Consider the following 12,800-nt stretch of genomic DNA (forward strand, 5'->3'; position numbering starts at 1 on the left):
ACCGTATTAACAAGTTGAAATTAGAAGGAGAGAAAGAAGATGTCTCAGGAATTAACAGGTCAGCAAAAGGAAGCCATGGAGGACTACATCGACGAGAGTCTGGACCCGGTGATGGACGCCCTGGAGAAGATGCAGGACCGGTATACGAAGGACGCGACCAAGACCGTAGCGGCCCTCAAAGCAGTGGAAGAGCTGGAGAAGCGGATTCAGTCCATCGGCGCGTCGGGGCAGGAACTGCAGACGTTATCCGCGCAGCAGCGGCAGCTAGACAAGCAGCTGCAGAGGTTGGCTCAAACCACGGTGGGGACGAAGGAGTACGACGCAGCGCAGAAAGCGGTAGCAGAGACGATAAGCAGTCTAGTGCAGATGCTGTCGGACATTGGGCCAGCGATGCGGGGTATCCAGAAAACACTTCACGACCTGGCCGCGATGTACAAGGCGACTCTGGAAGTCGCGAAGCATCCCGTAAGGCTAAGCGACAAAAGCGCGCAGAGCGTCTCGCAAGGATTAACCAGGCAGCTCTCAACGAGCCTGAGTTCGGAGGTTAAGCCGGTAGTAGAGACGTCTTTTAAGCGTGTTAAGACCAGTATTGAAAGAACTGTCAACGCAGCGGTAGCGCGGCTAGAAGATGAGCGTGAGCTGCTAGCTAGGCAGCTGGAGAAAGCGACCGCGGAGCGTGAGAAGCTGAACGAAGCTCTAGCGAAAGACGCTGAGAGGATGGCTGATACAAAGCGGTTTACGCTTTGGGCAGTTGTAGCGTCAGCGCTGATCGGAGCAGGCATGACGGCCGTTGGAGCGTTGGGTGTAGGAGTGATGAGGTTCTTCGGTCTGGAGGGTGTGAGTGCACTCTGGTCGCACGTAGCGGCGGCAGAGACCTGGTACGCGACCGTTGGTTGGTTAATTTTGACGTTGGGTGTGATTGGTCTGTTAGTAAGTCCGATACTCTATGTGACGGTGAAGATACTGAACTTCAAGGATTAGGGAGGAAAAAATAACCCCTGTATTCGAGTAAAAATAGCTCGCATACAGGGGTTAGCTGCGTTAGGCGGCTTCTCCGAGCGCCCGGTAGATAGTCTGCCGTGAGACCTTGAATGAGCGCGCTAGCGCAGAGACGCTTTCGCCAGCTTGAGATAGCTGTTTAATTTGCTTTTTCTGCTCTGAGTCCAGCTTCGGTTTCGGTCCCGCTACACGCCCCTGCGCTCTGGCATGTGCAACGCCTTCGCGTGTGCGCTGAACGAGCAAGTCTCTCTCCCACTCAGCTAGGGAAGCCATGACGTTAACAACAACCTTGTCTGCAGGCCGTGAAGTGTCTAGAGCGGGTTCAAGCACTTTAACGTTGATACCGCGCTCTGCCAGGTCGGCGATAGTATTCACTGTTTCCGCCAGGTTACGACCCAAGCGGTCTAGGCGGGTCACTACGAGGGTGTCATCCGCCCGCATGTAACCAAGAGCTTTTTCAAGACCCGGCCTCTGCCACTTCGTGCCGGAAATCGTATCTGTGTAGATGTGTTTCGGGTCGCAACCAGCATGAATAAGAGCTTCACGCTGGGTATCCAGCGATTGCCCTTGCCGAGCAGTACTCACGCGGGCATATCCGATAAGCATCTAGACCACCTCCTGCACCTCGGACAGGGGCAGCAACTGTTCGAGAACATAGAGGTCAGTAGCCTTTTTCTCTAGTAACGCCTTCATGGTGGACTCCATGTACTCCCAGTCGGGGTCGCCTGATGCGTCTATAGGAAGGCTCACAAAGTCCTGTCTTAATCGACCTAACGTCGCTCCATTAGCCCAGTTATATTTGCCGAGCACGGCTTTGATGCAGGCGACGACAAATAATGCGTTGTAGATGTTGAACTTCTCATGCGCGATGGTATGAACATTCTGACCTGTATAGAAAGGGACAGGTTGATAGCAGACTGTTTGAGTATCCAGCCCGACAGTAATTACATTCCCCGATTCTTTCTGATACCTCGGGTCTTGATCATCAGTAACATACATTGAAACAGCGTTGTTTCCACCGGATCGAGTTACATAAGGTATGTCACCAGGAGTTTGATTCAACCTATTTTTATCGATACCGCTTAAAGTCGAGTGAATATCGAAGATGTCTTCAATGCGGAACTCACGCCAAGCGTCAACATCAACAGATACAGGCTTTGAATTTGCTAACTCATCGATGAGGCGTAGTTTGGACTCCTGACTACCGACAATCGAACGCATCGTTTGCTCCATAGTGTCCCAATCAGGCGACCCGTCGGTAAAGACTGGTAGGAACACGGTTTCTTTAGCAAAGGCTTCGCCAGTTCGTTTCCATGCGAAACTGTAGTTATAACGCTCAATGCTCTTATTAAGACAAGCCACGAGGAACAAGCCGTTCCACTGGTTCATCCGGTGGTGGTAGCCAAGTTGTAAATCGCTACTGCCTACAAACGGTTCTGCTTGATAAGTGTTGCGTCCAACTCCGCCGTTACCGTTAACGATCATGGCGATACAGTTACCGTCACTGGTCAACGACCCGTCAATATCTTCAACATCGCGAACGTAACCGTTGTTAGCGAAGCTAGCAGCAATGTAAGGGATATCCCCGTCCATAAAAGACCCTGCACCGCTGCCTCTACCACGTTCAATGCGCTCGAAGAGGTCTGCTACCAGGACTTCACCCCAGTCGGAGATGTCTACTGCCTTCATTTCTGAACCTCCAAACGAATAGTATCGCCTTCCTCGGAGATTTCGGAGGTATAGGTGGCAAGGTTGCCCATCGATTCACGCACGGTTGCACCATCAACACCCCGTTGGAACATCAGGTAATCAAGTGCGGTACGAGCGAAATCTTCCTCGGTGATCTCAAACGGCTTCTCCGGTGCTTGCCAGCTCAGGCAGTCATTAGTGGAGTGCCACTGCCCAGTACCAAAGCGGCTTTCGTCGCGACGCTCAATAGCATCGACCCAATAATCCTCAAGGTCAGGCCACTTTTTATAAACGTCGTGACGTCCCTTGTTCTTGACAGTGATGAGGCCGTCTTCTTCGATGTTGACGGCGTAAAACTTCTTTCCGCCTTGGGGGACACCCGCTTCAAAAATGAAGATGGACGTTGTAATCCCAACCCCGAAGAATAGGTTTTCCGGCAGTTTCACGACCTTCAGCAGTCGGTGATTACGGAGAATCCTATTCTTTTGCCCTTTTGAGGTCTTCTCCAGCTTTTTATCCGGCAAGATGAACCCACAAAGTACACCGCGATCAACGTTATCTAGAACGTTCTCAACAATCTTCATGCAGCCAAACTTATTTTCATAAGGAGGGTTCATTAAGACCCTGGTGGCGCCAGTAGTACTAATCCAATCACCAGCACTGTCGGTACGGGCGTCCATATGCGCCAGATTAGTCTTGCCGTCTTTGTGGATAAGCATGTTCGCGCAGGCCAGCGCAAAGATCTCACGGTCAAACTCGATGCCGTAGAGCTGCTCTCGCTTAATCTTCTTCGCCTTGCGCGTCTTCACTCCACCGGCTTCGCGGATCATATTGCTCATAGACTTGACGAGGAACGAACCCGAACCGGCGCAGGCATCGAGTACACGGTCATCCTTGTTTACTTCGAGCAAGCGGTACATAAAGCCCGTGATGTGGTCGGGAGTAAAGATTTGTCCAGATTCGGACTTCTTCTTATAGCGGTTGAACTCGTTGAAGAAGATGGCCATAACATCTTCACCGTCCCACGCGGAAGAGTTAATGAGACCTGAAATCTCGGTAACCCAATCGATAAAGTCCCCAATTAGGTCTTTTAGTCGTTCTACGGCTCGCGGGTCTTCCTCGTCCGTGGACACGTTCATCTTAATCTCCGAGTACACATCAGAGAGCAGCTGCAGCTTCGCGTTCTGTTCACGGTCAGACCGGATAGCCTTGTTCAAAGCGTTCAAGATACCCGTGTGGAAATCTGAGTAATCCATACCGCGCACAAGAACCGCGTCGTAACGACGTGCAACGAGAGCACAGGCTGTAAAGATCATGCGGTGGTAGAGATTTTTAATACCGAAATCACCGTGGAGCGAGTTGTTAATTCGCATGGTCAGGGCATAGATACGCTCCTTGTCGATGGGCCGATCCATGAGTTTGTCAATGTAATAGTCCTTGGACTGTAATTCATCAGGCACGTCTAGCGGGCGCCCGTTGACGTATGCGCGGGTTCGCTCACCGTCGTAGACGATTCCCACAACAAGGTCGTAGCGGGTTCGCACGACGTCGCAGTACCTTTCGACCTGTTCCTTGAGCTCTGGCGCGTCGATAGACATCCTGTCAGGCGCTTTAGTCTCCAGCACAATAGCGACAAGACCCCGGTCATGCGGCAAGTACCATCCGTCGGGTTTTAGCGACGTACCCTCGCCGTTAAAGCCTAGAGATTTGAGCGTCGTAATCTGCCCCACCCCGGAAAGGGCTTCTTTGGAGCCAACGGCCCCTAATTCGAGAACCTTTCCCGCGTAGTCGCGGACCTCATCTTCTGTGGTGGGGCGATGTGCCATAGCATTCCTTTATGTCCAAATTCGGTCGATATCGGACACAGCGCGACCAAGGGTCAGTGAGACTCTGACAGTTGCAGCCAGGGTGTCCGAGATCCCTGTCCGTTAAATCTAACTTACCAAAATGGTGATATTAGGGATTGCGGACACGCCGGTCCGACGCCGAGGACGCGAGCAGGGGCTGGCCTCCCCCACTCGGGCTAATGTCACTAGGATCGAGTCTCACACACTGAAAATTCACCCCAGAAAAGGCAGTCATGATTCTAACCGTAGCCAATCTCAAAGGTGGTTCCGGCAGAACTACTACAGCACTGATGCTGGCGCAGGTGGCCAGTGAGCATGGAGCGAGTGTCCGGGTAGTAGATGCCGACCCTCGAGGTGGTTCCGCAACAACGGCGAAATACGCGACCAAGGAGGGTAGTCCTCTACCGTTCCCCGTTGACCGCGTTCCGATCTACGAGAAGCATGCTGAGACATACCCGCTAACCGATCGAATTCTGAACCCTTCTAGGCAATACGATTTGACGATTATTGACACAGCGTCAGTCAGCCCCGCAGCCATTCGAATTCTCTCTCCTGTCTCAGATTTCGTGATTATACCGGCATTCCCAAGCAGCGCGGACTTCCACCCAACGCTGGCCACCGTAGAATCAGTGGCAGGGTCCTGTGCAGTACTACTCAATCGCATAGGGCGCGCCGTTACCCTTGAGGCTGAGTTCCTCCTCCAACTCCAGAAAAAGAACGTCAATATTTTCGATACGGCAATCCCGGACATAAGGGCATTCCGGGACCCACTCGAAGGACGCATGAAAGACAATCTTTACGATTATGAAATGGTCGCCGGAGAACTTCAGGAAATGCTCCGAAGTAAGATCAACGTAGCGTGGGGAACGACGTACAAACCTAAAAGCACCGCGGTCCCAAATTAATGACGGTCGCTAATCAGTCGGACCCTTGAGAATTAGCCTGCCCCGAGGCAGTCAACAGTGATTTACAGATTGACCAGGATTATTTCCAGGTTACCTGCACACGGCTCGGGTCGAACTGCTTGGCACCCGCCCTGCCGGGAAGGATATGTATTTCCATGAGTAGACGGGTGAGCCGCCGCTTATCCTGAACCGAGGCGCCCTCCCACCACTCGGGAAAATTGGAAGCATCTGCCAGCTCAGCAGCCAGCGGATCAGCATCATGTACGGCTGTCAGCTCCGCGAGCCGAACCTCAATGGTAGCCACCTGTTTCGCGATCTTATTCTCGAGCCGACCAAAGGTATCAACGTCAATATTACCGGCGATCACAGACTCCTCGATGCTCTCGCGGCGCGCTAAGAGAGCATTCCGATCAGCAAGTAAGTGCTGAAGCTCGTCAGTGGCAGCATCGTCCTCAGCCGGGGCAAGAGCTTGCTGTATGACCCTCAGGGCATCAGGCTCGGCCATGCGGGCTAAGATGACACGCTCGATGAGCTCGTCAATTTCGGCGCCGATAGAGACGTGCTTACCGCCTGGGTTTGAGCGTTTGCACGTGTAGAAGCGCTGCATGGAACCATCTCTACGCCGGCGACTGCGTGAATACATCGGATCACCGCAGGTACAAGTCAGCACGGAAGCAAGGTAACGCGTCGGTGCATTGCCGGAGTGATGACTTCGGCGCGCCGGATCACGAAGCACGACATCGAGATTTTCGCCAGTTGCCTCATCGATAATTGCCGGCCACGTACCCGGCCCAAGGATCTGCCTGTCCTTAATAAGTCGGTAACCAGTCGCAGGGTCGGTGGGATTGAAGGTGCTTATGCCCCGTACGCGAGGGTTAAGCAAGATATCTCGCAGCGTCTGCGGGGACATCTCTCGGCCTGAAGTGGACTGGATGTCGCGGGCATGGAAGATCTCACGGACAATTTCGCGCAGTGTCTTGCCAGCCAGAACCATCTGTGCAGCATCGCGGATAGCCTGGGCCTCGTCGTCGATGACTGTCATACCGTCCACCCCGTAACCAAGCATCCGACGTCCACCAGTCTTGGGACGGCCGGTACGTGCTCGGTCCTCGTAGGCTGCACGAATACGGGCAGCACGGTCAATGCTCTCCTGCTCGGCGATCAGCCCCAGGATGACGATGGTAAGCCGCGAAGCAGGGTCGGAGGGATCGATGTCATATCCGCGGTTCGCGCGCACGCGGACGTTGTATCGCTCGCACAGCTCAAACAGCGCCAACGTGTCCTTGGTTCGGCGGGTGAGCCGATCCAATGCGTACACATAGACAACGTCCAGCTCGTCGGCCTCAATAGACTTGATGAGCTTGTCATACTCCGGCCGGAACTCACCGGAGAAAGCTGAAATGTTGTTGTCGACGTAGGTGGCGACTAGGCTCGCCTCGTCGGCCTCAGCCTGCTTAGTAGCCAAGTAAACTTGTCGCTTCACACCGGCTTCTTCTTTAAGGTCGAGCGAAATACGGGCGTAAATGGCAGCACGAAGGGTCATAATCTATATCGTACTCACAACCCGTGTTCGGAATTTCCGGAGCCCGTGGCTCCGATACACAATCCGTGCGGCCCCATCCCGCCCTGGGCAGATTCCTTCAGATCAAGCCGTACAGGGGCGCCTTGCACAGTGGTACCAATAGGCACCACCAAGCGTTGCCGAGACTGCAAACGTGACGGCCACATCGTCTCTGGTGTCAGTTGATCGATGCTAGCCAAACCAATCAACGAGGTGAGGTCCCTCCCACCGTTTGCCGAGGTTATCTCTTCAGGCCGGCGGTAGCAGGTCAGCGCACGGGCAAGGAGCACTGCTTCCTCCGTCCGAAGCACGTCAGGCGATCCCAGTATTTCGGGCCCTGCTGAAGTATGCGCGCGAAGTCGATCGTCAGCGGAAAGGACCAGCCCTTCTTGTTCTGCTCGAATGCCTAGAGCAGTGGCGGCACGTGATCCAACATCGATAATCGTGGTCCAACTCGGATCATCGAGGTAGGTCTCCGTGCCCGTAGTAGTCACGGAATCGACCACCAAGATGCGAAAGGCTGCCTGTTGGGAATCTCGCACATGCGGGAGCCACTTGCTCCATTCCCATCCTTGACCAACCACTTCAATACCCACGGTTTCTGGTCCGTGGGAGGTAACCAACTGCGCGATGATCGACCGTGCCAGATCTGCTGCTGGCCCGGAGATTCCCAGGAATCGGAATGCCTGAAGCTGCACTGCTACCGGCATCTCCGGACAGGTGCTCACAGCGTGGACGGTACGGCGCAAACTCACCGCACACACTGGGTCTAGATCTTCGGCCGCACCTGAGTCAGGTACCTCCACCGGAGTACACAGCGCAGTATCTCCGATGCCTATCTGTACTTCTAGGGCATCACTGTCCCCCGCTCCACGTTCCCAAAGCCGCCGGGTGCCTGCACGTGCCCATAGCTCTTTCGGATCTGGATGACGATGAAACTCATGGGCGCGTTGTGACTTCGCATTCTCAAGTGCTTTTTCCCGCAATGCTCCAAGATGACGCAAGTAGATCCGCCGAGCCTCATCCACATCCTGACCTGCTTTCGGCGAAAACATCATCAACAACGACATGGCCATCATTAGTGGGAAAACCAACATCATGGGATTGGCTCCGGCCCCACCCAGCATCATCAATCCGACCATGGCCGCCATTGCCCCGATCATCATCACGGGCATGAGAATTCGAAGCAGTGGTGTTGGACCTGGTCGGTGTGCTGGCGGCACGGATTCAGCAGTAAGTGAGCCTTGAGGCAGCGGTGGCGCAGGCTCACGTTCAGCTGCGGTGAGCGGCTCAATAGTGCGGTTGATATCGGTTTCGAGCATGCGGCAATTCCCCCTGATCTGCCCTATCCGCGGTCCGCCCGGCCACCCCGACCGAGCATCCCCACTGTCAACCGCGGAAGATGATCAATCGACATCGTATGCCAGGTCTCGCAGGAGCGCCTGCCCAAAGATTCATTCTTGCGGTGGACAGCGACGCTTGGTTGGGCGATGATGATCCGCAGTAGGACTGCAGGGGTGCGTCCTGGATCTTTCTTGGGGGAGATTATTCGTGAGCCTCGACCATGTACTTCGGTTGACCGTTCGATTCAACGTTGGCGCCTACCTGGGGGAAGCGGATCTAGCGCTGCCGAAGAGTTCTTCATTGGCGGAAATGATCCCGGAGATCGTCGAATTATGTGGGGCTCCAAGAATCTCTCGTCCTTGGCAAGCTACGACGGCAGCTGGTAGTCCGCTTGATCCTGCGGTGCCAGTTCATCAAACCCCATTGGACCACGGTTCAGTACTTGTTTTGACACCTCGGCATGAGGTCCCTGCCCCAGTCATCAAAGATGCAGCGGAATCACTCGTCGCCGATGATGAAGCTCCCTTAGCCCATGGAATGTCAGTGGCCGCAGCGCTCGTGGGTTGTATCGGATTAATGTCACTGGTCTCCATCTGGCAGCCAACTTCTCAGGCCTTGGCGGCCGGTTCAGTAGCTGCGTTAACAGTACTGGTCTGGCATCGAAAATCAGGACTACTAGCAAACACTGCCATCGTGTTGGCCACAGCTGCGGCGGCTATAGCCGTTGTAGAGGCCAGCACAATCTCAGCTAGTGACACCAACCCCTGGTGGGAGCAGTCATTAACTCTGGGGTGGGCTGGTTTAGCTGCGTCCGGGATGATGGCAGCGGTGACCGCAGGAGTCGCTTTAGTGGGGCTCTTGGGAGCACGAAGTACCACCGCGATGGGGGCCATCGTCGTGCTTAGTACGGTGGCATCGGCTGGTGCCTTCCTACCTGCGCATGCGGCTGAACTTGGGGTAGCTTCAGCCGCATTGATGGTGGCTGTTGGGATCCCCCTCATTGGAATGACACCTGCGCTAGCTGCTCGTTGCGCGGGTCTAAAAGTCCCTCGGCTGCCTACTGCTGGCCAGGATCTTAGTGTGGCTGACCACATCCAAGATGACGTTGGCGACCGTGCCCGGCGCGCACTGTTGGTCCATGAAGGTTTAGCTATTGGCACTGCCCTCGCGCTTATTCCTGCGATGGTGATCATCGGAGTCGAAGGAAGCGGGTTCGCGCAAGCGCTGTGTTTATCGGTAGCCGGGGCGGTGTCACTTCACGCAGCACGGCACCGGCGCTTGGTTATTGCGTGGTCGTTGCTGTCAGTGGGGCTGGCAGCCAGCGTTGGAGCGGTCTTGGCTGCAGTGCTTAGTCCAAGTCATCCCAGCCAGGTGCTGCTAGCCGTGATGGTGATGGCAGCCGCGGTGAGCGCTCCGTTGTGGACTCCACGGGTTCCTGAACTAGAGCCGACCACAATCGTGTGGTGGGAGCGCGCAGAATCTTTAGCGATTGCGGCAGCACTTCCGCTGGCAGCTCACTTGGCCGGAGCGTTCCTATTGATCAGGAGCCTGGGATGAAATCTGCCATCGCAATGGCACTAACAGTGCTCTTGGTTGTTCTAGCTCCGCCCGCGCCCGCTTTCGCACAGAGTCCTTCGATCCCCTGTGCTGTGCCTATCCCCGCCCTCGCGCCTGCCTCCGATTCCGAATTGATGATCACCCACCGGATTGCCCGTGGCGAAGGGATCCGTGTCGCAATCATCGACACTGGGGTGGCAGCGCACCCTAACTTAGGACACGTGGAAGCGGTTGCGGATCTGGTATCCCCAGAGAATCCGAACCCGCTACAAGACTGTGATGGACACGGGACGATTGTCGCGGGAGTCGTCACTGATATCGCTCCTGGGGTGCACATCCTCAGTATCCGCCAATCCAGTGCACACTTTCGACGCGCTGATGGCGATGCCACCGGCACTCTGAGCGGGCTTGCCCAGGCGCTTCATGCTGCACTCGATGCTGATGCTCACGTCATCAACATTTCTGTCGTTTCCTGTGTCGCTCAAGAACAAGCAAGTGCCTTGGACACTGGGATACTAGAGGATGCACTCGCCCGCGCTGAAGCACTAGGGGTCGTGGTGGTCTCTGCTGCTGGCAATCTCAGCGCTACCTGCCAAGAGACCATGATGGTTTATCCAGCACAATCACCCACCGTCCTCCCGGTGGCAGCTCAGCATGCGAATGATCCACATGTACTAGCCGATTACTCGATGGCCTTGCCTGGGCAGGTAGTCGCGCCGGGCAGATATTCAGCTGGGCTCTCGCCCACCGGAGAGGGTTGGGCCGAAGCGATGACTAATCCGCAGGGACAGGTCACTAGTTTTGAAGGCACGAGCTTCTCAGCTCCGCTGGTTAGCGGGGTGGCAGCGTTATTGCGTGAACGTTATCCCGGAGACTCTGCGGCTCAACTACGCGAAAGAATTCGGCAGTCTGCGGAGCCTGGTCATGGAGCTGTTGAGCCGCATACTGCGCTGACTCATCTACCCGGCCAGTTTGCAACCGCTCCGCATGCCATCGATGCGCAATTGCCTACTCCTGCTGAGCCTCATGCCCGGCGACAGGCGACCCGATTATTAGGAGTCGTGGCTGCGATATCACTGCTTGGACTAGTGTTGCTCAGCTTCAGCGTTCCAGGCCGATCCAAGTGGCAAAGGGTGTGAGAAAGTCGAGGGTGCCCGAGCGCCAAGCGCCGTAAATCATCCCGGTAAATACTAACCACACCAGCGCGATGAGCAGACCACTCAACAGGATTCGCGTGCTCCGTGTTTGGCGATGAAACCACGCCACAATCAGGTCATAGATGTGCACGCCTCGGCGGAGGAGTTTGTGTGCCCAGACCTGTTCAAGGGAGAGAATTCCGACCCCGATAAACGTAGTTAGCCAACCTTGACCAGGAAGCGGGATGGTAATCAGCCCGATGATCAAGACCACCCACCCGAGGGTTAGCGTCAGTGGCCGGACGAGGAAACCATAGCGGCTGTTTTTCGAACGCGAGTGGGTCGCTGCAAAGCGTTCCACCCGTTCCGAGACCATTTTCCGCATTGGAGCCATAAGTAGTTAACGCCCACATACCCCGCTAGGTTCCAATCACTCTTAATTTTAGTATCCAGCAGTCAATGCGGTACCCCGATCTAGGGGCAGGCCTTCTGGGAGCAACCGGAGTATTGCCCAAGGAGCGGCTACGGGGTCAGGGACGCCGAGTGCGCTCAGTGATTCAGAATCCGGAACTGGGTGCCGTAAGCCGGTGGTATCAACGATATGAAATCCGAAACCAGTGTCTACCGCTGTGGCACCTTCAGGTAGTCCGATGAATTCATCTGCCACCGATTCACCGGGCAACTCCACTGGAGCGAGTCCTTCCGTTGCTGGCATTAGGGTGCTGACTTGCCCAGATCCTTCAGCACATATGGAGATCTCTGCTGGATCCACCCACATCGGGGCAAATGCCGGCAGGTCATGTTCAAAGAAGCTATCAGCATGTTCAGCAGGAACGCTCCGTGAGACGGTGCTCACCGGTACCCCGGAATCCGCCAGAATCATTGCCTGCGTCTGGGTCAGTGGTGCTATGCCTTCAGGCCCCCTTGCCCAAGACTGTGTGCCGGTATCGAAGATTTCCTCTGGCATCACTGAAGGAAGACGCAAGGGCGGCAGTTCTTCGACAGCACCGAGCACCTCCACCGGAGGCTCCCAGCTCGGGGTACCGGCGGTAATAGCTAATGCCCGACGAATGACCCGGCCTTGAGCAGTATCCGCTGGCGGGAGCTGAGAGCGCCCATCATTGGTCAATAGCCACTGGCTGTCAGCACCGTTGGCGATCACGCCGCGATGGCCTCCCAACGGAGCTGTCTGTTCGCCAGAAAGAACCGTCACTTTCTCTTGGTGGTAACAAGCCGCCCAGGGTTGTTCATCTGAAGATTGTGCCAATACCAACGGTGCCGGGTGAATCCCCAACGGTGCGCCACGGTCCAATCCCACCAGCAAATGATCCGCGATCCTGGCTGGTTCTTCAGCTTCACCGGTGATCAGACGCGCGGAGGCCAAGTTCCCAACAGGGTGGACTACCTCTCCGACTTTGACGAACAAGGCGCCATCAGCAGTCTGCAGAATGGAGCTATCTCCAGGATCAGCCGCGGGTTTCAACCACGCCAATAGACCTGATCCCAGTCCGAGTAATGCCACGGCAACCAGCCCGAACACCATCGCTCGTCGACGTACGCTCAGTGGGTCATAAATCATCCGAATATCGCCGAATACGAGACCATGCTCAACGCGACGTTGTAAAAATCGGTGTCCAGATACCTGGGCACCGGTGGTCGGCAAAAACTGCGAACTCACGCCATCTTCCCCCTTGATAGATTGCGTGGTTAGTCTTCTCGCAGCCTAAAGCCTCTTGCTAAGCAACTCCACTGGAGCAACGTC

Annotated in this window: 11 protein-coding genes; 4 read left to right on the plus strand and 7 right to left on the minus strand. The window is 55.4% G+C overall.

All coding sequences use genetic code 11. The features are described 5' to 3' along the window. Positions 1-39 precede the first annotated feature (39 nt). On the plus strand, positions 40-981 hold the full coding sequence (locus C5L39_RS10875) for a hypothetical protein (protein ID WP_245974922.1): 942 nt from the start codon (positions 40-42) through the stop codon (positions 979-981). A gap of 60 nt (positions 982-1,041) precedes the next feature. Here C5L39_RS10875 and C5L39_RS06110 read toward each other — a convergent pair whose 3' ends face one another. The 3 genes from C5L39_RS06110 to C5L39_RS06120 are packed head-to-tail and all read right to left on the minus strand — an operon-like array spanning position 1,042 to position 4,514. After that, positions 1,042-1,605, minus strand: a complete 564-nt coding sequence (locus tag C5L39_RS06110) for a recombinase family protein (RefSeq protein ID WP_123048002.1) — start codon at positions 1,603-1,605, stop codon at positions 1,042-1,044. Then, positions 1,606-2,688 (minus strand): restriction endonuclease subunit S, encoded by a 1,083-nt coding sequence (locus tag C5L39_RS06115; protein ID WP_123048003.1) that lies wholly within the window; start codon positions 2,686-2,688, stop codon positions 1,606-1,608. Further along, a complete protein-coding gene (locus C5L39_RS06120) occupies positions 2,685-4,514 on the minus strand; it encodes an HsdM family class I SAM-dependent methyltransferase (RefSeq protein ID WP_123048004.1) in 1,830 nt (609 codons plus the stop codon). The genes C5L39_RS06115 and C5L39_RS06120 overlap by 4 nt, the downstream gene beginning before the upstream one ends. Before the next feature lie 254 nt (positions 4,515-4,768). Here C5L39_RS06120 and C5L39_RS06125 point away from each other — a divergent pair, with 254 nt between their 5' ends. Continuing rightward, entirely contained in the window at positions 4,769-5,440 is a 672-nt protein-coding gene (locus C5L39_RS06125; protein WP_123048005.1) for a ParA family protein, read from the plus strand. Positions 5,441-5,519: 79 nt separating this feature from the next. On the opposite strand, the gene C5L39_RS06130 is transcribed toward C5L39_RS06125, so the two are convergent. Next, positions 5,520-6,983, minus strand: a complete 1,464-nt coding sequence (locus C5L39_RS06130; protein ID WP_123048006.1) for a recombinase family protein — start codon at positions 6,981-6,983, stop codon at positions 5,520-5,522. Positions 6,984-6,997: 14 nt separating this feature from the next. After that, a complete protein-coding gene (locus C5L39_RS06135) occupies positions 6,998-8,323 on the minus strand; it encodes a cell division protein FtsK (RefSeq protein ID WP_123048007.1) in 1,326 nt (441 codons plus the stop codon). 229 nt (positions 8,324-8,552) lie between these two features. Between C5L39_RS06135 and eccD the strand changes: the two genes are divergently transcribed. Further along, positions 8,553-9,902, plus strand: coding sequence for a type VII secretion integral membrane protein EccD (gene eccD, locus C5L39_RS06140; RefSeq protein ID WP_123048008.1), 1,350 nt, complete (start codon positions 8,553-8,555; stop codon positions 9,900-9,902). Continuing rightward, on the plus strand, positions 9,899-11,041 hold the full coding sequence (locus C5L39_RS06145) for a S8 family serine peptidase (RefSeq protein ID WP_123048009.1): 1,143 nt from the start codon (positions 9,899-9,901) through the stop codon (positions 11,039-11,041). Before eccD ends, C5L39_RS06145 begins: the two co-directional genes overlap by 4 nt. On the opposite strand, the gene C5L39_RS06150 is transcribed toward C5L39_RS06145, so the two are convergent. Further along, positions 11,004-11,414: a TIGR02611 family protein gene (locus C5L39_RS06150; protein ID WP_342767897.1), complete on the minus strand. Its 411-nt coding sequence runs from the start codon at positions 11,412-11,414 to the stop codon at positions 11,004-11,006. The genes C5L39_RS06145 and C5L39_RS06150 overlap by 38 nt on opposite strands. A gap of 66 nt (positions 11,415-11,480) precedes the next feature. After that, a complete protein-coding gene (eccB, locus tag C5L39_RS06155) occupies positions 11,481-12,716 on the minus strand; it encodes a type VII secretion protein EccB (RefSeq protein WP_165857995.1) in 1,236 nt (411 codons plus the stop codon). Positions 12,717-12,800 lie beyond the last annotated feature (84 nt).

Origin of the sequence: Corynebacterium alimapuense (assembly GCF_003716585.1) — a bacterium.
GTDB classification, from domain to species: domain Bacteria; phylum Actinomycetota; class Actinomycetes; order Mycobacteriales; family Mycobacteriaceae; genus Corynebacterium; species Corynebacterium alimapuense.